Raw genomic sequence first — 21,470 nt, 5'->3', positions numbered from 1 at the left:
GCGGCCAATGCAGACAATCCGGTCTCGTGGAGGCTCGTCATGGCTACTCAATTGCAAGACGTTCAACCGGTCGTCCCTCCTTCAAAGCCTCAACCGCTGTCGCTGGGTCTGCGCAGGGTTGAACCAAAGCGATTGTCCTTGCACCTGTTGGTCGCGCTGGTGGTCGGTTCGATGATCGGCAGCGGCATCTTCAGCCTGCCTCAGAACATGGCCGCCAGCGCTGGCGCCGGAGCGATTTTGATTGGCTGGCTGATAACCGGTGTCGGCATGCTGTCGCTGGCGTTGGTTTACCAGACGCTGTCCAACCGCATGCCTGCCATGGACAACGGTGTGTTTGCCTATGCCAGAGCATTGGGTGGTGATTTTCTCGGATTCAATTCAGCCTGGGGTTACTGGATCAGCGCCTGGATCGGCAACGTCAGTTACCTGGTCATTCTGTTTGCTGCGCTGAGTTACTTCTTTCCGCTGTTTGGCGAAGGCAACAACAAAGCTGCAATCGCCGGGGCGTCCGTGGTGTTGTGGTCACTGCACTGGATGATCCTGCGGGGCATGCGCACCGCGGCGCGGGCCAACGCCCTGACGACCGTCGCCAAAGTCGTGCCGTTGCTGCTTTTTATCGGCGTGCTGATTGCGTCATTTCAACGGGAAACCTTCATGGTCGACTTCTGGGGCACGCCTGCGCTGGGCAGCACCCTCGATCAAGTCAAAAGCACGATGCTGGTCACTGTCTGGGTCTTCATCGGCATTGAAGGTGCCAGTGTGTTTTCCGCCCGCGCCGCAGAACGCGCCAATGTCGGTCGGGCTACGGTCATAGGCTTTGTGATCACGCTGATCCTTCTGATCGCCGTTTCGCTGCTCTCGCTAGGCATCCTCAGACAACCCGAGCTCGCCGCCCTGAAAAACCCCTCCATGGCAGGCGTTCTGGAAGCGGCTGTCGGGCCATGGGGCGCAGTGCTGATCAGCATTGGCCTGATCATCTCGGTCGGCGGTGCCCTGCTCGCGTGGACGTTGCTGGCTGCCGAATCAGTGTTCACACCGGCGAAGGAAAAGGTCATGCCGATGGCGCTCGCAGAGGAATCCACCCGCAGCGTGCCGGCCAATGCGCTGTGGCTGACCAATGGCTGCATCCAACTGTTTCTGCTGCTGACGCTGTACTCAAGCGCGAGCTATCTGGCCCTGATTTCACTCGCCACATCGATGATCCTGCTGCCGTATCTGTTCAGCAGTGTGTATGCGCTGAAACTCACCTGGCAGGGCGAAACCTACGCCGGCCATCGCGCGCTTCAAGTTCGCGATATGGCCATCGCCACCGTCGCCGCGCTCTATTGCGGATGGCTGCTGTATGCCGCCGGCCCCAAATACCTGCTGCTCAGCGCTCTGCTCTACGCGCCTGGCTCGTTGATTTACCTGGGCACGCTGAAAACGCGTCAGGGTCAGCCGCTCAGCGGTCCGGAAACGGGTGTATTGATCATCATCTGGGCCGCCGCGATTTACGCTGGCCGGATGTTGTGGTCCGGAACGTTGACGTTGTAAGCAAGATTCCTCAGTCCTGGCGGCTCGCATAGAGGATGTTTTTCGGCCGCCTTTCGTTCGAACAGGAGTACCGAAATGAGCAATTCCGTGAAGAAGATGCCAGTTGCTACCGATACCGCCAACAAACCTGCCGAGCATACGATTGCCGCAGACCTCTGGCGTCCTTTGGAGAAGCTGCGTCAGCAAGTCGATCATCTTTTCGAAGACTTCAACCGTGGCTCAGGGCTCTCTCCCTTTGGTCGCGGGCTATTTGACGTCGAGCCTTTGTGGCGTCGCGAGCTGCACGGCCAAAGCATGCCGGCGGTCGACATCAGCGAGAAAGACAAAAGCTACGAGATCACCGCTGAGCTGCCTGGCATGGATCAAAAGAACATCGAGATCAAACTGTCGAATGGCAGCCTGATCATCAAAGGCGAGAAAAAAGACAACAAGGAGGAAAAGCGCAAGGGGTATCACCTCAGCGAGCGTTACTACGGCTCGTTCGAGCGCGTGTTCACGCTGCCCAAGGGCGTCGATGCGGAAAAGATCGATGCGAGTTTCAGCAAAGGTGTGCTGAGTATCAGCTTGCCGAAAAAACCTGAAGCCATGAAAGCGGATAAGGTTGTGCCCATCAAAGGCGAATAAGCCTCAAGCTACCGCCCCTTGTCGACAAGTCGGCAAGGGGCAGTTCGGCGAGGTGCACCGTTGTTCGTTCTAGACCGCCAGTACGCTGCAGGGGACCTGGTACAGAATATGTTCGGTGGTACTTCCCAGCAGTTTTTCCAGCCCGTGACGTTGAACCCTGCCCATCACAATCACGTCCACATCGTGCTCTTCGGCAAACTCACTGATCGCCGCCACGGGATGTCCCTCCCTGCTATGCCTGTGCTCGGCCGTCACACCGAATTTCCCCGCCAAAGCGCTGTAATGCGCTTGCAGTTCCTTGCGCCGGGCATTCATCAATTCCGAAACCGTCCAGTTGTTCACCACTTCATCCAGATAGTTTTGCGAGACGTCATAGGCATATAACAGGTGCAACTCTGCACCAAACTGAGTGGCGAAGGATGTGGCCTGTTCGACGATCCGGTCATTGAGAGCGCCCCCATCATCTTCGCTTGCAGCTACATCCACTGCCGCTACGACCTTGCGCGGCAGCCCCGGGCCAGCAGCGCCCAACAGGTAGACCGGCACCGGACAATCACGCAGCAGCTGCCAATCCAATGGGGTAAACAAAGCGCGTTTGAGTAAGGATTCGTGCTGCACTTCCTTGATCAGCAAGTCGGGCTGGTTCACGGTGACGTGATCGAGGATCTCCCGTTTCATGTCTTCGGACCAGCCAACCTCGGTCGTCACCCGCAAACCTTCGCCTCGCAGGCTGGCGGCCTGGCTTGCCAGCCACTCGTGATGGTCCTGCAAATAGGCCGCACGGGCCCTTGCCCGATCCCCTTCCTCCAGCAGCGACAGGAAATCCCACCATTTGATCAACGCTGCGATGTGCAGCGACGCGCCGCTGGCTTTAGCCAGGGCGGCGGCCTGGCTTATCGCCGGGGAATGGCGCAGGGCCGGGTTGATGATCAGCAACAAGTGTTGATATTGGCTCATGTTTGTCTCCAGAGAGATGGACGTCTGCGCTCATGTCACACGCAGCTGACCCGGGCCGAAAGAATCAGACAACAACGTCAATCGAGGTTGCGCCATAGCCCGGCGACTTCCTTGATAAATGTCATATGCAAGGCCCCTGGTGCTCGTTCTCGCTCTGAAAAACTGAATATCGAGGCTTGTCCACCACCCTTGCGCAAGCGCCTGGGAAACCGACAAAGCGGCGATGAAACTGGCGAGCGACATTGATCTGGATCAATCGCTGCGACGACAAACTGGATCGAAATAGAGTCATGACTCGGCTGCGCCCGCATCTCGGGTAAGGGACAGTCACAACCTGATCGAACGCGTGAAAGTTACAGATGCGGCCACAGGGTGATACTTCCACAACCCACCCTCTGATTTTGCTTTGCGAGGTTCACAATATGGTCATCAATGATCCAACCATGACAACTGCCTGCGTCGGCGACTCAAGCGGAGACAGTTGCGCTCTGTTTCACGAAGCGGATCGACTCAGCGAACAGGCCTATGCCGTCCTTGAAGAGCCATTTTCCACAGAGACCATGCACAAGTTCACCGAAGCCAGGAAACGCGCCGATGAGAAGTATCGGCAAGCCTGGCAGCAATGGCAGTATGCGCAGGGCGGGCGCAGTCACTGAGCGGTGCCTGGGCCGAGCTCGACACAATCGCGATACTCCGGCACCGACACTGACCATCCCAGCTCCAGGCTGATGCGTCGGCGCAGGACATCTGAGGCATTGGGTTCGCCGTGCACGACATAAGTATGTCTGGGGGGCCGTTTGAAACCGCGCAGCCACTGGATGATTTCATCGGCATCGGCGTGCGCAGACAGGGTCTGCATCGCCACGACTTCGGCGCGGATCGGTATGTCCTGGCCATGGATCCGCACCGATTCCGCACCAGCGACAATTTGCGCACCGCGCGTGCCACCGGCCTGGAATCCTGGCATCAGGAGTGAGTTCAAGGGATTGGGCGCCAGCGCTTTGAGGTGATGCAGCACTCGCCCGCCTGTGGCCATGCCGCTGGCAGCAATAATCACAGCCGGGATGCGTTGCTGATCCAGCTCGATGGATTCCCGGGTCGAGCGCACGAATTGCGTGCCCCGGCACATCCCGTCGCATTCCTCCGGTGACAAGCGATGCTCACCGCGAAAGCGCTGATACAGGTGTGTAACGTCAGTGGCCATGGGGCTGTTGAGGTACACGGGCAAGTCCGGGATCGCCCGCTGCTGCTTGAGGCGATAGAGGTAATACATCAGCAATTGTGCACGCCCGACCGCGAACGAAGGCACGAGGGTGATGCCATGGCGCAGCGCCGTACGATTGATCACCTCAGCCATTTGCTTCTCTGGAGCGTCTTGTGGATGTCGACGATCACCGTAGGTCGACTCCACCAGCAAATAGTCGGCCTGCTCAATGGTTTCCGGGGCGTACATCAGTGGATCATTCGGCCGCCCGAGGTCACCCGAACAGACCAGCGTGATGCCATCGGCGACGACTTCAACGGTGGCCGCGCCCAGAATATGCCCCGCGCCGCGCAGCAGGATGCTCAACCCCGGAATAATGTCGATGCGGTGATGCAATTCGATCGGGTGCAGCAGTGCCAGCGCCCGCATGGCGTCCTGCTCGGTGTACAGGGGTAACGCTGGCGAGTGTTTGGAGAAGCCGTGCTTGTTGGCAAATCCCGCTTCCTCTTCCTGCAGACGGCCGCTGTCGAGCAGCAGGATTTTTACCAGTTCACAGGTTGCCGCGGTTGCATACACCGGTCCGCAATAGCCATTGCGCACCAGCACCGGCAGGTACCCGCTGTGATCGAGGTGGGCATGAGTCAGTACGACCGCATCAAGGTCGCTTACAGGAATCTGGAACGGGTCGCGGTTATGCAGGCGCAACTGCTTGTAACCCTGGAACAGGCCGCAATCGATCAGGACATGCCGGCCATGATGCTCCAGCAGGTATTTGCTGCCGGTGACCGTGCCGGCAGCGCCGAGAAATGTCATTTGCATGGCCGTCTCCTCGAACCATCGTGTAAGCGCTATTGATCGCTCTTTCGGGTCCGGGGCAGTTGATTTTTATCAACCGCTGCGATGACTCGTCACACGGGAGAAGGCATCGTTTTGACCATCATCAAACTGCACGGGGCGCGGTTCATCAGGCATTCGGCCGTGCCGCCGATGAAGCCGTCCAGCGCCTGATGGTGACAGATGCCGAGCACCAGCAGGTCGAACGCGTTCTGCCGGACGAAGTCTTCGATCACCCGGTACGGGACACCCGAGAGCAAGTGGCTATGCTCTTCATCGAGACCATAGCGCTCGGCCAGCGTATCGAAGGCTTCCTGCTGAGAGTCGTTGATCGCATCGCACAAACTGTGATCCAGACTCAAGTTCGGCACGCTCATCGCCGCATCACCCACCACTGACCAATTGTTCACGTTCAACAAGTGCAACGATGCATCGCATTTCGACGCCAATGTCGATGCAACGCCGAGTATCCGGTCGTTGAGCCCTTGGGTCAGATCCTCGAGATGCGACAGGTCAATGGCCGCCAGTATCTTCAAGGGTTTCGGATGTGCGGCCTCGGTGACCAGATGCACGCAGGCGGGACAATCTCGTACCAATAGCCAGTCCAACGGCTGGTGAAACGTTTGATTGAGTGCCGAAACATGGTGAGCATCCTTGATCACCAGATCGACATGAAAGTCATTGATGTAGTCAAGTACATGCGCCGGCGTGGCCCTGGCCCAGACCACTTCGGTGCTGACTTGCACGCCAGCGCCACGTTGGAACCGGGCCTGCTGCTCCAGCCACTGGCGATGCATCTGCAAATAGCCTTCACGCGCTTGCGCCATGGCGTCGTGGTCGAACAGACCGGCCAACGCCAGGGACTGGACATGATCGAACGCCACGATGTGCAGCAACGCGCCACTCGCCCGAGCAAGTGCCTGGGCGCGATCAAACGCCGGGGTGCGGGTCATTTCGGCAGGTGCGATCAACAGAATTCGTTTGAGCCTGAACATCACGTGTTTTCCTGGCAATGCTTGCCGGCCGGGGGCCAGCTCGACGTCCGTGTCCGGTTTGATAGATCGCCGACTACTTGCCTGTTGCCTTTTCGACCATCCGCCTGGCGCGCTCATTGGCTTCATCGGCGGCACGCTGCGCCTGCTCAGCTTTCAACATCGCTTCATCCGCTCGCAAACGAGCTGTTGCCGCGTTGTCTTCGGCAGACTCAAGTCGCGCATCCATCTCCTGGGCATGGCGATGGTGGTGGCTGCAACCGGAGGTTGTAGCCAACAGGATACTCAGCAGGATGATGGACAAACGCGTGTTCATGGTTTTCCCCTTGGTTGCTCGCAGCGTTGCTGAATCGATGATCCAAGTATCTGGCGCTGCCCGCCGCCCACTCTGATATTTGTCAACCAATGACGGCATTGAACAAAGGGTTGAGCAAACGGAAGCAGTTGATCTATCGCAATGTATCTACGCCATTCAGGCGTAGAAAAAACAGTGCGCGGCATTCGCCGGCGTGGACCGTCACCCAAAAGAGAGAACGCCGTCATGAGCGATTTGGACTTGCGTAAAACCATCCTGGAGGAACTCGAATTCCAGCCAGACATCAATGCCGCCAACATTGGTGTCAGTGTGGATAACGGTGTGGTCACCCTCTCCGGGCACGTCAATACCCTTGCACAGAAAGTCAGTGCAGAGCGGGTAGTAAAAAGCGTCAAGGGTGTGCGCGCGCTGGCGCAGGAAATCGAGGTCAAACTCAAGAACAACGGCGGGACCGCGGACGACACCATCGCCGAACGTGCCTTGAGAATCATCCAGTGGAGCTCTGACGTTGCCGAAGGTGATCTGAAAATTACTGTGCAACACGGTCGCGTCACGCTGGAAGGTGAAGTGGACTGGCAATACCAGAAGGAAACCGTTGAACGTTCAGTCCGCAAGCTGTCGGGAGTCACCGGCGTGAACAATCGTCTGGTGCTGCGCCCGCGGGTTGACGTCTTCGATATTCAGGAGCGTATCGAGGCGGCGCTCAAACGCAACGCCGAATTACACGCGCACAAGATTCGGGTCAAAGTCGAAGGCGATGTCGTGACGCTCGAAGGCCGCGTTCATCTGTGGCGAGAGCGTCAGATTGCAGAACGGGCGGCGTGGTCGGTACCGGGTGTGACGAAAGTGGAAGACCATTTGTTGCTGGCGTGACTGAAGCTTCGATTTGCCCCGGCTTTCATCCCCGCCTGGCACTGGAGAATCACGACCACCGTCGTGATCTTGTTCCTCGAAAGACAGACATGCTGGAAAGCAAGTCATCACTCAGTGGATAACGGCGGGTGTCCACTGCCAGTTCCGAACTTCGGGCAGATCCTCGCCATGCTCGATGAGGTACAGCTTGTGTTTTTCCATCATTGACCAATAACGCGCCCTCGCGGTCTCCACCAGCTCATGGAACCTGGGAACGCGCTCGATCACATCCAGCGCCAATTGGTAGCGGTCGAGGTTATTGATGACGGCCATGTCGAACGGGGTGGTGGTGGCGCCCTCCTCCTTGAAGCCACGCACATGAAAATTGTCGTGATTGGTGCGCTTGTACAGCAGTCGATGAATCAACGCCGGATATCCGTGGAAGGCGAAGATCACAGGCCGGTCGATGGTAAACAGTTCATCGAACGCGCTGTCAGACAGGCCGTGAGGGTGCTGCGATCCAGGCTGCAGCGCCATCAGATCCACCACGTTGACCACTCTCACCCGCAAGTCCGGGACATGGCTGCGCAACAGCGTCACCGCCGCCAGGGTTTCCAGGGTCGGCACGTCGCCGGCGCAGGCCATGACCACGTCAGGTTGCTCATCGTCGTGGCTGGCCCATTCCCAACGGCCAACCCCGGCATGGCAATGACGCACCGCCGCATCGATGTCCAGCCATTGCCATTCCGGTTGTTTGCCGGCGACAACGACATTGATGTAGTTACGGCTGTTCAGGCAGTGGTCAACCACGGACAGCAAACAGTTGGCATCCGGCGGCAGGTAAATGCGCACGATGGCGGATTTTTTGTTCGCCAGCAGATCGATAAAGCCCGGATCCTGGTGAGAAAATCCGTTGTGATCCTGGCGCCAGACGTGTGATGTGAGCAGAAAATTCAACGATGCAATGGATTCGCGCCAAGGTACCTCGGCGGCCGTCTTCAGCCATTTGGCATGCTGACTGACCATCGAATCGACAATATGGATAAAGGCCTCATAGCACGACAGCAAGCCATGGCGCCCGGTCAACAGATAACCCTCAAGCCAACCTTCACACACTTGCTCGCTGAGAATCTCCATCACTCGGCCGTCAGGCGCCAGGTTGATATCCTCCTCTTGCAAAGGCTCCATCCAGGCCTTGGCGGTGACCTCGTACACCGCGTCAAGTCGGTTGGAGGCCGTTTCGTCAGGGCCGAACAAGCGAAAATTGCCCGACTGCAGGTTGCCCTTCATTACATCGCGCAAGTACGTACCGAGCACTCGGGTAGCTTCAGCGCGCAAGGCACCCGGTGCCGGCAGATTCACGCCATGACCGGTAAAGCGTGGCAGATCGAGTGGCTGCAACAGCAGGCCGCCGTTGCTGTGGGGGTTGGCACTCATGCGGCGCCGGCCGGTGGGAGCCAGCGCTGCCAGTTCCGGGAGCAAGGCGCCGCTGTCGTCAAACAGTTCGTCTGGACGGTAGCTGTTCATCCAGTCCTCCAGCTGCCGCACGTGCAGCGCGTTGCGGAAATCCGCCAAGGGCACTTGGTGGGCGCGCCATGTACCCTCGACGCGATGACCGTCGACGAATTTGGGGCCGGTCCAGCCTTTGGGGGTGCGCAATATCAGCATGGGCCATAACGGCCTTTCTACAGAGGCCGAAGCCTGACGCGCCTGATACTGGATGTCGCGGATCTTGCCGATGATGGTGTCCAGGGTACGGGCCAGGTCTTGATGCACCCGCTGCGGATCGTCGCCTTCGACAAAGTAAGGATCGTAGCCATAGCCATACATCAAGGCCGACAGTTCGTCCTCGCTGATGCAGGACAGAATGGTCGGATTGGCGATCTTGTAGCCGTTCAGATGCAGGATCGGCAGCACCGCGCCGTCACGCGCCGGATCGAGAAACTTGTTGGAATGCCAGCTGGCGGCCAGTGTGCCGGTTTCGGCCTCGCCGTCACCAATCACGCAGGCCACGATCAGATCTGGATTATCGAATGCCGCCCCGTAGGCATGGGCCAGGCTATACCCCAATTCGCCACCTTCGTGGATCGACCCCGGCACCTGCGCCGACACATGGCTGGAGATCCCGTACGGCCAGGAAAACTGCCGAAACAGGCGTTGCAGGCCGTTGATATTGCGCTCCACTGCGGGGTAGCACTCGGTGTAAGTCCCTTCCAGCCAGGTTTGTGCCACCACCGCAGGCCCGCCGTGCCCGGGGCCTGCGACGAACAGCATGTTCAGATCGTAGTGCTTGATCACCCGATTGAGATGGGTATAGATCAGATTGAGCCCCGGCGTGGTCCCCCAATGGCCGAGCAATCGCGGCTTGATATGGGCCAGCGTCAATGGCTTGCGCAACAGCGGGTTGTCTTTCAGGTAGATCTGTCCCACCGCGAGGTAGTTCGAGGCCCGCCAATAAGCGTCCAGCCCTTGCAGTTGCTCAGTATCGAGAAAATCACCCATGACACGCTCCGCGAAAGTCTGATGAATGTTGTCATCCGCCGATTCTGGGAGCCTGCAAATGCGAAAGACTTGACTTACATCAGATTCAAACGCCCACCTTGGAGCTCAATGAGCTGAAGTTGCCCACCTCATGGTAATCCGGGTACACCGTCCGTCCGTAATCACGCGGGAAGGCCGAATGAAAAGCACGTGCGCCGCCACGACATCTATGCTTATCACACCCCCGGAGGTGCCCTTCCATGCTTGAAGCGACTGCTTCCCCGCCGATTCTCAAAACTGCCTGTTCCAACTGCAGCGTGGTTGAGTTGTGCCTGCCGCTCGGCCTGACGGGCCCGGAGGTTGATCGACTCGACACACTGATCGTGCAGCGATACAAGGTGAAGAAAGGCGCTGCTCTCTACAGGACGGGGGATCCGCTGCGCTCGCTGTACGCTGTGCGAATAGGTTCGTTCAAGACCAGCGTGGTCTCCGTCGATGGGCGTGAGCAGGTGACCGGTTTTCATATTCCCGGCGAAATGCTCGGGCTGGACGCCATCAGCATCGATCAACACGCGTGTACTGCGTATGCGCTGGAAGACAGCGAAGTCTGTCCGATTCACTTCGCACAGCTGGAAAAACTCGCGCAAAGCCTGCCATCGCTGCAGCACAACCTCAACAAGTTGCTGAGCCGGGAAATCGTGCGCGATCACAGCATGTTGATGCTCATGGGCAACATGAACTCCGATGAGCGCCTGGCGGCTTTCCTGCTCAACCTCTCACAACGCCTCAGCTCCCGAGGCTATTCGTCGAAAGAGTTCGTGCTGAAAATGCGCCGCGAAGAAATCGGCTCCTACCTTGGGCTGCGTCTGGAAACCATTTGCCGCGGCATTGCCCACTTGCGCGATCAGGGTTTGGTGGAAATCACCGCACGCGACGTAAAAATCCGCAACATGGACGGCCTCAAGCAGATGGTGTCCGGCTGCAACCGCCAGAGTCATTGAGCCCTTCCATGCCCGCCCGCCGAGGCTTTGCGCGTCGTATCGGAGCGATGGGCGCCCTGTCCGCCTGAGAAGGCCCGTAATGCCATTGCTGTGGCATCCATCAAAACAGGCAAGCGGTCATGTATCAGAACCTCGCCCTGCTTGCCGCTTTCCTTCTGACCTACAGCATATTTGCCGGGCGCTTCGAGTCACGTCTGCTCAATGGACCACTGATGTTCATGCTGGCGGGGCTGAGTCTCGGCCCGGCGTTTCTGGGTATTCTGCAACCCCGGATCGATAGTCATGGGCTCAGGATTCTCGCAGAACTGACATTGGCGATCGTCCTGTTCAGTGATGCAGCCAATGCCGATCTCAAGGTGCTCAAGGCGCACGAAGGATTACCGCTGCGCTTGCTGTTGATCGGTCTGCCGCTGACCATGCTGAGCGGCTGGCTGCTGGGCATCTGGCTGTTCCCGCAGGCGCCCTTGATCGAGTTGGCATTACTGGCAATCCTTCTGGCCCCCACAGACGCAGCGCTGGGCAAGGCTGTCGTGAGCAATCCCAAGGTTGCGGCGCCCGTGCGCGAGGGATTGAACGTGGAAAGCGGGCTCAACGACGGCATTTGTGTTCCGGTGTTGTTGATGTTCCTGGCCTTGTTGATCGAAGAGCACACGCAGTCCCCCCTCTCGCTGGCGATAGAGCTGTTTTTCGAGGAGCTCGGTATCGGCGCGCTCATCGGCGGCACCCTGACTTTCATGGCCTGGCTGATGCAGCGCTACTCTGGAAAACATCACTGGCAGACACCGATGTGGTCGCAGCTGACGCTGCCCGGGTTGGCGGTGCTTTGCTTTGCCACCGCCCAAACACTGGGTGGTAGCGGGTTTATCGCCGCGTTCGTCGGCGGGCTGCTCGCCAGCTATCTGTTTGCTGAACAAAAACATGACCTGCTCAAGGCCAGTGAAGAGTTCGCCAGCCTGCTGTCGATCATCACCTGGGTCGTGTTCGGCGCGCTGGTGATCCCTTCGGTCTGGAGCAGTTTCACGGTCGATGTCTGGCTGTATGCGTTGCTCAGTCTGACCGTGATTCGCATCGTGCCGGTACTTGTCAGCCTGGCGGGAACCGGCTTCGATTTCGAAACCCGCCTGTTCATCGGCTGGTTCGGCCCGCGAGGTTTGGCCAGCATCGTCTTCGCCATAATGATTTTGGACTACCCTCTGCAAACCGGTCGGACGTTGGTAGCCGTGGCGGCCTGTACCGTTTTACTCAGCGTGCTGCTCCATGGCTTGAGTGCCAATCCATGGGTGTCACGGCTGGCAAATCGGATTAATTGATAATTGTCAGAAATGCCACCGTCTGCCGCGACTAGGGTTGTGACGGGACGTGATCAAGCTTCTGCCCGAACAACCCTCACAGCGCAAGGAATGGGCAGGCGCATGAGCCTTTTCAGGCAGTTGCTCAGATAGTCCGTCGCCGTTTTCGTCGGCAGCCTGAGCCTGTCTCCCAGTGCGTTCGATGGCTGAGCGGTGACGCGTTGCGCAAATCGAGGGAACTCCGATGGCCGACTCAAGCAAGAAAATGAGCCTCATGGGGCTCACCACACTGGTGACGGTGAACATGATGGGCTCAGGCATCATCATGTTGCCGACGAGTATGGCCCAACTCGGGGCTGTTTCATTGCTGTCATGGATCGTCACCGCTGTCGGCTCGATGGCCATCGCGTATTGCTTTTCCCAGTGCGGCATCTTCTGCCTGCGCTCAGGCGGGCTATCCGCCTACACCGAAGAGGCGCATGCAAAGTCAGGCTTTTTTCTGTGCTCTTACCTGTACTTCCTGTCGCTGGCCATCGCCAACGTGGCGGTGGCCATTTCGGCAGTGGGCTACATGACGTCGTTCATGCCCTGGCTGGGAAGCGGCGCCATTCCTTTATTCGTTGGAACGGTCGGCCTGCTCTGGCTGACCACCGTGGCGAATTTCGGCGGCCCAGGCATCACCGGCAGGATTGGTGCGGTTACGGTGTGGGGGGTGATCATTCCTGTAGCGGGCTTGAGCATCATCGGTTGGTTCTGGTTCAAACCGGAGCTGATCATCGCCGCCTGGAACCCGAATCAACTGCCGATATCCGAGGCCATCAGCAAAGCGATTCCCCTCACGCTCTGGGCGTTTCTCGGCATGGAGTCGGCAGCCCAGGCCTCAGATGCGGTGGAAAACCCCAAGCGCACCGTACCGCTGGCCTGTCTGTTCGGGACATTGGGGGCAGCGGTGGTCTATGTGCTATCGACGACGGTCATTCAGGGCATTATTCCCAACGCCGAACTGGCCAACTCGTCAGCGCCTTTCGCGCTCGTTTATGCGCACATGTTCAATCCCCTGGTCGGCAACATCATCATGGCGCTCGCGGTGATGGCCTGTGTCGGCTCGCTGCTGGGCTGGCAGTTCACCTTGGCGCAAACGGCCAAGGTGACCGCTGATCAGGGCATGTTTCCGAAACTGTTCAGCAAGGTCAGCGCACGCAACGCCCCCATCGTCGGGATGCTGGTCTGCGGCGTCCTGCAGACCTGTATGGCGCTGTCGACCATTTCGCCGAACGCGAGCGCGCAGTTTGGAAAACTCGTCAGCCTCGCGGCGGTGACCAACCTGATTCCCTATGTGACGGCAGCCACCGGGCTGCTGGTGATGATGTACAAAGCCAGAGTCAGCGCCGCCGTATACACGCGCAATACCCTGCTGTTAGTGGTTGCCGTGGCCTATTCGTTGTATGCGCTGTATGCCTGCGGCAAGGACGCGGTGTTCGGCGGCATCCTGGTCCTGGTGTTCGGCTACCTGCTTTACGGTTTCCTTGCCAAACGTTTTGTCGATGCCCCTGCGCCTGTCGGCCCCCGGCCTGATAACCCTTGATCGAAGTCTTCGGTACAGCACAGATATCTGAATTCGAGGAACCGCGCGCATGAACGTGAAACTGATCAGAGCCCACCACCTGCTGCTCGCCTGCGTCCTTGCGCTGCTACCGGTAGTGACCCATGGCAACACGCTGGAGCGCATCCGTGCCAGTCAAGCGATCACCCTTGGCTACGTGCCTGACTTCATGCCGTTCAGTGATCAGGACGCCGATAAAGCCAGCGGCTATGCCATCGATCTCTGTCTGAAAATAGCCGACAAGGTCAGGATCGATCTGAATCTGCCGGCGTTGAAAATCCAGTACCAAGCGGTCTCGCTCAACGACGAGATGAACGCCGTCAGTTCCGGCAGGATCGACATTCTTTGTACGCCGACCCCACCCACGCTGGCGCGGCGCAGGATCGTCAGCTACTCGGTGCCGATTTACACCGCTGGCCTCTCGGCTGTGGTGCGCCAGGATGCGTCCGAAACCTTGCTCAATGTGCTGAATGGCAAAGTGGCCCATACCGGGCCAACATGGCGAGCCACGGTGAACCGTGGTCTGGCCAATCAGACCTATGCCGCCATCGCCGGCGGGGTCACGGAGACGTGGATACAACAGCAGATGCGATTGCTGGGTGTAGTAGCCGCGCTGGTCACGGTAGAGAACGCAGAAGCCGGTCTGAATCTGGTTGCCAATGGCAAAGCCGATGCGTTTTTCGCTGAACGCATGATGCTCAAGCATCTGCTGACCAGAAATTATCCATCGGGCAACCTGGTGCTGCTGGAGCGGATTTTCGAGTACGCGCCGACGGCGATGGCAGTGGATCGAGAGGATGAGGATTTCCGTCTGCTGGTCGACACGGCGCTAAGTGAAATGTACCGATCCGGCGAAATTGAACAGGCATTCGACAAACATCTGGGCGGCGCCAGCAGTGCCGCCAAAAAGCTCTTCAGGATCTATGCAATACCCTAGCGAGCCAGCGAACAGGCCGGCTCGCTACGCTGCGATCATGCTCACCGCACAGGCTCTTTCCTCACCGCCAGAATGCTCCCCGGCACCGAATACAAGGCGCGCTCGGTGGTGCTGCCGATCACGCGTTCGATGCCCACGCGATGAACCGTGCCCATCACCACCACGTCGGCCAGGTACTGCTCGACGAACTCATTGATGACCTGCACTGGATGGCCCATGACGAAGTGTCGACGCTCAGGGGGCACACCGTGGCGATCGGCAAGGGCGACAAAAGCCTGATGCAGTGTCTGACGCAGTTCGTTCGCCAAATCTTCGTTCCAGCCACCATTGACCATTGGCGCTTCGCCGTTGAAGGCAGCGGACAAATCGTAGGCGCAGAGCAGGTGCAACGGCACGTCGCATTGCAACGCCAAAGCGTTGGCCGACCGTATGATCACGTCGTTCAAGCCACTGATTTGGGTATCCGGATCGAACGGGTCCACGGCTGCCACGACACGATGCGGTAACGCATAGCGAATCTGATTGACCAGATGCACCGGAATCGGACACTCACGCAGCAGGTGGCAATCGAGCGGCGTGATGAACACGCGTTTGAGCGCCGGTTCCAGTCGCACGTCCTTGATCAACAGGTCGGGCTTGAGCACATGGACGGTCTTGAGGATGTCCAGCAGCGGATGGCTGGAGAAGACCACATCAACCGTGCCGTCCAGCCCCTGGTTGCTGAGCTGCTCGAGCTCATCGGCCACCCAGCGACGGTAGCGCCGCTGATAGCGCTGAGCATCCACGTCATCGATTTTTTCGTCCCACAGATGGGTGATCGGCACCGGCGAGACAAAGGCCCGCACATCCAGCGCCGCCCCGCTCGCCTTGGCCAGCGCGATGGCACGCAGCATCGCCGCCGATTGATGCAGCGTCTGGTCGGCGACCAGCAACAGACGTTCATATTGGCCCATCACACACCTCCGCTCGGCACCGGCGCGGTGGGCCGGCAGGCTTCAAGACTGCGCCCTCTCGCCCTTGCCCGGCGTTGATTTACATCAAGCCCGGGTCAATGAAAGAGGCGTCTGATGTAGATCAGATGTCGCCGTGGGCAACCGCGTAGAAGGGAGGCAAGCGGACGCTTTTTCAGCGTCCGCCAGCCTTTCGAACCGGATGGAGAATGATCATGCTCACCGTCAAAGACCACAACGATCAGGCCGTGGCCGCTTATGCGGCGGTCGCCGGACAATACTGGATTGAGGCGCTCAAGGACGGCCGCCATGTATTGATCCGGCCCCTCACTGAGAAGGATCGCCTGCGCGAATACGACTTCATCAAGCGCCTGTCGCCCGAATCCAGGCACATGCGTTTTCTCGCCCAGATCAGCGAACCCGGCACCGCTCTGCTAGACCAGTTGATGGACACCGATAACAAACAGCGCACCGCCTTCATTGCACTGGTTCACGAGAACGGCAAGTTGATCGAAATCGGCATCAGCCGCTATGCCGGCACAGGCGCCCATCAATGCGAATGCGCGGTGACGGTCGCCGATGAATGGCAGCACCTGGGCTTGGGCACGTTGCTGATGGAGCATCTGATCAAGGCAGCCCGCCGCAACGGATTCCGCCAGATGTACTCGGTCGATGCCGCCAGTAACGCGGCGATGCGCGATCTGGCCAAAAGCCTGGGCTTCGAGACCCACAATGATCCTGACGACGCACGCCAGGTCATTCATCGTCTTGACCTGTAAATGAATCGCCCCGAGGTGAGTCGGCCAACGATTCACCTCGGGGCGATCGAGTTTCAGGATTGCAGTGTGGGTTGCGGCTTGATCGCCAACACACTGCAAGGTGCCCGATGCAGCAGCTGTTCGGCGGTGGTGCCTAACAACTTGCTCAAGCCGTGGTGCTGCACTGTGCCCATGACAATGACGTCAATCTGCTTGTCGATGGCGAACCCGCAGATACTGCGCACCGGTGCGCCCTCGATGAAGTGCCGGCATGAGACCGGCACGCCGTGGCGCTCGGCCAGGGCCGTAAATGCCTCATGCTGCGCAGTGCCCAGCGTTTCATGAATCCCGGTGGCCAACGGCAATGCGCCGAACCCCATGTCCGTGGCGTACACCGCCGTCCAGTCGTAAACATGCACCACATCAAGACTGGCATCGCACTGCGCGGCGAGTTGGGCGGCGGCATCAATGATCTGATCGTTGAACAGGCAGTCCTGCTCTTCGCTGCGCAAGACATCGACGATGGCCAGGACACGGCGTGGGCGCGGATGGGTGTCGTCGGTCACCAGATGCACCGGCACCGGGCAATCGCGCAACAGTTGCCAGTCCAGCGGGGTGTAGAAAATACGCTCCAGCACGGACTCGTGCTGCACATCCTTGATGATCAATAGCAACGGCATTTCGTTGATGAACTGCAGGATCTCGGCGAAGGGATCCTGGACCCACATCACTTCGCTGGTGACCATGATCTGATGCCTCGCCAGCAATGAAGCCTGCTCTGCGAGCCACTGCCGGTGAGTGCGCAGATAACCATCGCGGGCGAGGCGGATCTGCTCGGGGGCAAACAGCCCTGCCACGGCCAGCGCCTGCAAGTAGTCGAAGGCCACGATGTGCAGCGGCAACTGCATGGCCTGGGCCAGTGCAGCCGCGCGCTCGAACGCCGGCGTGCGCTCCATGGCTGAAGGAGCGATCAACAGTAAACGCGGAGTCTGTGACATGGGATACCTCGGCATGCGGCCAGCCAGGAGAAACAGACTTCAGGGTGAATGCTGTGGCCATTGGCAGCTTGATCTTTGTCAGCAAGAGCACCGATCGCGCTCAAAACAGCACACTGCCCGTCCACATGGCCAAGGTCAGCAATACCTGGCCCGGGATCACGCAGGCAGCGAAACGCCTGCCGCCGCTGACCCACGCCACCACGCATTTGCTCACCGAGTTACTGCTGACGGCAATCAGCGCTGGCACCGCTATCGAGTCATAAGGCACCTGGCCCGCCTTGGCCAGGCTGGCGATGGACGCTGTGGCAGAGTGCGCATCGGCAAAGCCCGAAAGCATTGCGGTCAGCCACAAGCCTGCCTGACCAAAGTGGCTGAGCATGGCCGAGGAGACGAATGTGATGCCGGTAAGGGTCAGTGTCACGATGACCGCGAGTTTCAGATTGAACGCCCCTGCCGTGTCGACCGGCTTGCTGCGGCTCCCTCGCGTGGGGTCGGGGAACATCAGGCAGGCGCCGTACAACAACGTAGCGATCAAGCCGAAGAGCAGTGGCGCCCATACACTGTTCAGCAGATCCACATCAACCATCGTCAGGATCAGGCCGATCTGTATCACCGTCGCGAGATTGGAAAAAATCGCCGCGGCGCTGAGGATGCGGATGTTGTCCGGTTCATGGGCAAGGCGTTGGCCCATGGTCGCGATTGTCACGGTACTGGAGGCGAAGCCGGATGCAATCGCGCTGATGACGTAGCCATAGCGCGAGCCCAAAGCCCGCACGGCAATGTGGCCGAACGCGCCGACCAGCATCAGCAACACCGTCACGGTACAAATGGTGCGCAGATTGATCGCGGCGTACGGGCCGATATATCGGTCCGGTGCCAAAGGCAGTATCACCAGCGCTGCGATCAGCAGGATCAGGCCATCACGCATTTCAGTTTCGGACAACTGGCTGTTGGCAAAGTGATGCAGCGCCTGGCGATACGCCAAAAGGCCCGCGATCACCACGCCAAGGGCAATGGCCAGCGCCGGCGCGGTTGCGCACAACGCGCCCAGGATCAGCACGGTGATCAACGCCACCTCGCTGGTCAGCCCAGGGTCGTCGCTTTGACTACGCCAGTACGCAACGCTGGTCAGCAACGTGACACAGCCGGCGACGATCCCCAGCAGCAGGCCACCGCCGACCTGTAGCGCGACATACCCCAACAGCGCGGTAATGGCGAACGTGCGCAAGCCGGCGCAGTGTCGCGCATCGCCAGTGCCCTTGTGCCGTTCACGCTCAAGACCGATGAGCATGCCGATCCCCAACGCCGCAGCGGCGCCGGACAGATCAAAAACCTCATTCATGATGGGTAGCGTCCCGCAGGATTTGCGCACCCTGCTGCACTCGGTTTATGGCGAGCATTCAACTCTTGCGCTGATGCGGCGAGCCGTTACCGGCCTTGCTGGCAACGGCTGGGCAAACGCATTCGGCCACTCGTGAGGGGCGTTGATACGGGCCTCAAGCACCTCGACAAATTCCTGCGCAGCCTTGAGGCTCATGAAGCCCACATCCCAGTCATCCATGTGCACGACCCAGCCGTGGGGAGCGTGTTTTTCAGTGATCTTGATGTTCATGGAAACCCCGGTTTCAGCGGCACGCCAAGGTGCTTTCAAGGAGTGATTGCGACTTTCATGACCCCGTCGCGTTGATGAGCGAACAACTCATACGCCTGCTCGATGTCGTCCAGTCTGAAACGGTGAGTCACCAGCGGTGACAGATCGACGGCGCCGCTCTGCACCACGGCCATCAGTCGACGCATGCGTTCCTTGCCGCCCGGGCACAGGGTGGAAACGATGCTGTAATCGCCCAGTCCGGCGGCAAACGCGCCGAGCGGGATGTGCAGATCGCTGGAATACACCCCAAGGCTGGACAAACGCCCGCCCGGACGCAGCACCCGCAATGCCGACTCGAACGTGCCTTGGGTGCCCAGCGCTTCGATGGACACATCCACGCCACGACCATCGGTCAATGCCATGATCTGCTCCACCACATTGCCGTCCTTGAAATTGACGGTATGGGTCGCGCCCAGTTGACGCGCCATGGCCATGCGTTCGGCCACCGCGTCGACACCGATAATCGTGGTGGCGCCCTTCAGCCGTGCTCCGGCCACGGCACAGAGGCCGATCGGGCCCAATGCAAACACCGCGACAGCGTCGCCGATGGCGATCTCGCCGCGCTCGGCCCCCGAGAACCCGGTGGACATGATGTCCGGGCACATCAGCACCTGTTCATCGCTCAACTCATCGGGGATCGGGCACAGGTTGGCCTGTGCATCCGGCACCAACACGTACTCGGCCTGGCAACCGTCGATCGTGTTGCCAAACTTCCAGCCGCCAATGGCCTTGAAGCCGTGCCGAGTGTCGGGGCCGTCCTGCGAGCCGCAGCCACACAGGCACGCGTAACTGTGCCCGCTGGGGGTGATGGCCCCGGCGATCACCCGCTGCCCTTCGACAAAACCGAGTACTTGCGAGCCCAATCGCTCAATGATGCCGACCGGTTCGTGGCCGATGGTCAGTCCTCTCGCCACTGGGTATTCGCCGCGCAGGATATGCACGTCGGTGCCGCAAATGGTGGTGGTGGTCACGCGGATCAACGCATCCAGCGGCCCGACCTCGGGAATCGGCTTGTCATCGAGCACGATGCGGTTTTTTTCAACGAATATTGCGGCTTTCATGGTGGCCATGATGGCTTTCCCTCCGCCGACAGGTGAGTGCAGAGCAGAGCTTGAGCCGCGGCGGCAGGGTCGTAGTTGATAATGGTCAACTATCCGCGGATCAGTGGTCTCGCTCGACCGTACATCCGCTCACGACTACGCGGTGATGTCTGGTTGATAAATATCAACCCCGCCCTGCTGGCTCGCTCCAGGATAAGCGCATGCCCCACTACTCACTGTTTCCAGGCATGCAGCGCAATGCCTGGGTGACTACCCTCGGGAGTACTGTCATGTCTGAGCAATCGCGTTTCATGCTGGTCGTGTCGCCGCTGATGAAAAACAGTCCGGCGTTCGACCGCGCCGCCGCACTGGCCAAAGCGTCGGATGCCGCACTGCATATTGTCGCGTTTGATTATCTGGAGGGCCTGGCGACCGCAGGAATGGTCAACGAGCAAGCCCTGGAGCAGATGCGCCTGGGCTATGTCGAACGCCATCATCAATGGCTCGAAGACCAGGCCCGGCCGCTGCGCAAGATCGGGGTGACCGTCACCACCGAGGTCGTCTGGGTGGACAATCCTTTGAAGGAAATCCTCATTCATTTGAAGGAACAGCCGATGGCTGTCCTTATAAAGGCTCTGGAGCACGAATCAGTTCTGTCGCGACTGATGTTCACCCCGCTGGACGTCCACCTGTTGCGCGAATGCCCGGTGCCGCTGCATTTTGTCAGCCACGCTCAAAACGCTCTGCCACGCCGAATCGTCGCGGCGGTCGACCCCTTCCATCGGGAGGGCCAATACCAGGGCCTCAACGATCGGATCCTGCGAGAAGCAGCAAGACTGGCCAGTGTCTGCAATGGCAGCCTGGACGTGATTTATGCCCATGACCTGTCATCGATCAGCGCTGCCGAGTTCGGCTTCAATAACGCGTCCGCGATCTTTTCTTCCACCGCAGCCAAGAAACTGTTCGACGCCCAAGGCGAAGCTTTCCAGGCGGTGGCTGAACGTAACAACATTCCGGCAGAGAACCAGCACATGATTGTGGGCGATCCCGCCAAGGTGCTTTCCAGCTATGCCGATGCGTACGACATCGATGTGATCGTAATGGGCCGCGTCACTCACCGAGGAATCGCCCGACTGGTTGGCAGTACGGTCGAGCATCTGTTGTACAAAATGCCTTGTAGTGTGTGGGTGGTGGCGCCGGAAACGCTTACTCGCTGATGGATGCAGTCGACGCTGAAGAAAGGAGTGGATTTCCAAGCACCAGACGGTGACGGAATGGCCAGTCAGGAGCGTGGAAAACATTTCCACGGCACAAAAAATAAGGGCTTGCATGACATATGTCATGCAAGCCCTTGATATTTATGGTGCCCGAAGCCGGAATCGAACCGGCACGCCCTTACGAGCGGGGGATTTTAAGTCCATTATTTTTTCCTTATAAATCATAACCTTAT

The 21,470-nt window shown here is 59.1% G+C and carries 20 protein-coding genes; 10 read left to right on the top strand and 10 right to left on the bottom strand.

The genetic code is table 11. From position 1 onward, the window contains the following. Positions 1–39: 39 nt before the first annotated feature. Both arcD and J5M66_RS09435 read left to right on the top strand, forming a co-directional pair. A complete protein-coding gene (gene arcD / locus J5M66_RS09440) occupies positions 40–1,533 on the top strand; it encodes an arginine-ornithine antiporter (RefSeq protein WP_207807855.1) in 1,494 nt (497 codons plus the stop codon). A gap of 75 nt (positions 1,534–1,608) precedes the next feature. Further along, positions 1,609–2,157 carry an Hsp20/alpha crystallin family protein gene (locus tag J5M66_RS09435; RefSeq protein ID WP_207807856.1) on the top strand — a complete coding sequence of 183 codons (549 nt, stop codon included), beginning with the start codon at positions 1,609–1,611 and terminating at the stop codon, positions 2,155–2,157. Positions 2,158–2,226: 69 nt separating this feature from the next. Here the strand turns inward: J5M66_RS09435 and J5M66_RS09430 are convergent, their stop codons facing one another. Continuing rightward, positions 2,227–3,114, bottom strand: coding sequence for a universal stress protein (locus J5M66_RS09430; RefSeq protein ID WP_207807857.1), 888 nt, complete (start codon positions 3,112–3,114; stop codon positions 2,227–2,229). Between the two features lie 443 nt (positions 3,115–3,557). Between J5M66_RS09430 and J5M66_RS09425 the strand changes: the two genes are divergently transcribed. Beyond that, positions 3,558–3,770 (top strand): hypothetical protein, encoded by a 213-nt coding sequence (locus J5M66_RS09425; RefSeq protein WP_243432867.1) that lies wholly within the window; start codon positions 3,558–3,560, stop codon positions 3,768–3,770. On the opposite strand, the gene J5M66_RS09420 is transcribed toward J5M66_RS09425, so the two are convergent. The 3 genes from J5M66_RS09420 to J5M66_RS09410 form a co-directional block, all read right to left on the bottom strand. Then, a complete protein-coding gene (locus J5M66_RS09420; protein WP_207807859.1) occupies positions 3,764–5,137 on the bottom strand; it encodes an MBL fold metallo-hydrolase in 1,374 nt (457 codons plus the stop codon). The genes J5M66_RS09425 and J5M66_RS09420 overlap by 7 nt on opposite strands. 89 nt (positions 5,138–5,226) lie before the next feature. Further along, the gene (locus tag J5M66_RS09415; protein ID WP_207807860.1) at positions 5,227–6,147 is read right to left on the bottom strand and encodes a universal stress protein; all 921 of its coding nucleotides are present in this window, start codon (positions 6,145–6,147) and stop codon (positions 5,227–5,229) included. Between the two features lie 73 nt (positions 6,148–6,220). Further along, positions 6,221–6,460, bottom strand: coding sequence for an Lpp/OprI family alanine-zipper lipoprotein (locus tag J5M66_RS09410; protein WP_024012780.1), 240 nt, complete (start codon positions 6,458–6,460; stop codon positions 6,221–6,223). Positions 6,461–6,685: 225 nt separating this feature from the next. Here J5M66_RS09410 and J5M66_RS09405 point away from each other — a divergent pair, with 225 nt between their 5' ends. Continuing rightward, entirely contained in the window at positions 6,686–7,333 is a 648-nt protein-coding gene (locus J5M66_RS09405; protein ID WP_024012779.1) for a BON domain-containing protein, read from the top strand. Between the two features lie 111 nt (positions 7,334–7,444). Here J5M66_RS09405 and J5M66_RS09400 read toward each other — a convergent pair whose 3' ends face one another. After that, positions 7,445–9,814 carry a phosphoketolase family protein gene (locus tag J5M66_RS09400; RefSeq protein WP_207807861.1) on the bottom strand — a complete coding sequence of 790 codons (2,370 nt, stop codon included), beginning with the start codon at positions 9,812–9,814 and terminating at the stop codon, positions 7,445–7,447. Positions 9,815–10,053: 239 nt separating this feature from the next. On the opposite strand from J5M66_RS09400, the gene fnr reads away from it, so the two are divergent. The 4 genes from fnr (at position 10,054) to J5M66_RS09380 (ending at position 14,623) form a co-directional block, all read left to right on the top strand. After that, positions 10,054–10,794 carry a fumarate/nitrate reduction transcriptional regulator Fnr gene (fnr, locus tag J5M66_RS09395; protein ID WP_122610493.1) on the top strand — a complete coding sequence of 247 codons (741 nt, stop codon included), beginning with the start codon at positions 10,054–10,056 and terminating at the stop codon, positions 10,792–10,794. Positions 10,795–10,913: 119 nt separating this feature from the next. Then, complete coding sequence (locus tag J5M66_RS09390) at positions 10,914–12,104, top strand: cation:proton antiporter (protein WP_207807862.1); 1,191 nt, start codon at positions 10,914–10,916, stop codon at positions 12,102–12,104. Between the two features lie 223 nt (positions 12,105–12,327). Further along, positions 12,328–13,668, top strand: a complete 1,341-nt coding sequence (potE, locus tag J5M66_RS09385) for a putrescine-ornithine antiporter (protein ID WP_110599410.1) — start codon at positions 12,328–12,330, stop codon at positions 13,666–13,668. A gap of 49 nt (positions 13,669–13,717) precedes the next feature. Beyond that, on the top strand, positions 13,718–14,623 hold the full coding sequence (locus J5M66_RS09380; RefSeq protein WP_207807863.1) for an amino acid ABC transporter substrate-binding protein: 906 nt from the start codon (positions 13,718–13,720) through the stop codon (positions 14,621–14,623). A gap of 41 nt (positions 14,624–14,664) precedes the next feature. Here the strand turns inward: J5M66_RS09380 and J5M66_RS09375 are convergent, their stop codons facing one another. After that, entirely contained in the window at positions 14,665–15,576 is a 912-nt protein-coding gene (locus J5M66_RS09375; protein ID WP_207807864.1) for a universal stress protein, read from the bottom strand. Between the two features lie 212 nt (positions 15,577–15,788). Between J5M66_RS09375 and J5M66_RS09370 the strand changes: the two genes are divergently transcribed. Further along, positions 15,789–16,352 (top strand): GNAT family N-acetyltransferase, encoded by a 564-nt coding sequence (locus J5M66_RS09370; RefSeq protein ID WP_024012773.1) that lies wholly within the window; start codon positions 15,789–15,791, stop codon positions 16,350–16,352. A gap of 53 nt (positions 16,353–16,405) precedes the next feature. On the opposite strand, the gene J5M66_RS09365 is transcribed toward J5M66_RS09370, so the two are convergent. From J5M66_RS09365 to J5M66_RS09350, 4 genes are all read right to left on the bottom strand, one after another. Next, positions 16,406–17,329, bottom strand: a complete 924-nt coding sequence (locus J5M66_RS09365) for a universal stress protein (protein ID WP_207807865.1) — start codon at positions 17,327–17,329, stop codon at positions 16,406–16,408. A gap of 100 nt (positions 17,330–17,429) precedes the next feature. After that, positions 17,430–18,671 (bottom strand): DUF4010 domain-containing protein, encoded by a 1,242-nt coding sequence (locus tag J5M66_RS09360; RefSeq protein WP_207807866.1) that lies wholly within the window; start codon positions 18,669–18,671, stop codon positions 17,430–17,432. 45 nt (positions 18,672–18,716) lie between these two features. After that, the gene (locus J5M66_RS09355) at positions 18,717–18,941 is read right to left on the bottom strand and encodes a hypothetical protein (RefSeq protein WP_123442609.1); all 225 of its coding nucleotides are present in this window, start codon (positions 18,939–18,941) and stop codon (positions 18,717–18,719) included. A gap of 35 nt (positions 18,942–18,976) precedes the next feature. Further along, positions 18,977–20,050: an NAD(P)-dependent alcohol dehydrogenase gene (locus J5M66_RS09350; RefSeq protein WP_123442610.1), complete on the bottom strand. Its 1,074-nt coding sequence runs from the start codon at positions 20,048–20,050 to the stop codon at positions 18,977–18,979. A gap of 260 nt (positions 20,051–20,310) precedes the next feature. Between J5M66_RS09350 and J5M66_RS09345 the strand changes: the two genes are divergently transcribed. Beyond that, complete coding sequence (locus J5M66_RS09345) at positions 20,311–21,237, top strand: universal stress protein (protein WP_123442611.1); 927 nt, start codon at positions 20,311–20,313, stop codon at positions 21,235–21,237. Positions 21,238–21,470 lie beyond the last annotated feature (233 nt).

This window comes from Pseudomonas sp. 67(2021) (assembly GCF_017491835.1).
In the GTDB taxonomy this organism is placed as follows: Bacteria; Pseudomonadota; Gammaproteobacteria; order Pseudomonadales; family Pseudomonadaceae; genus Aquipseudomonas; species Aquipseudomonas atacamensis.
This window is presented reverse-complemented; position numbering and strand designations above follow the sequence as displayed.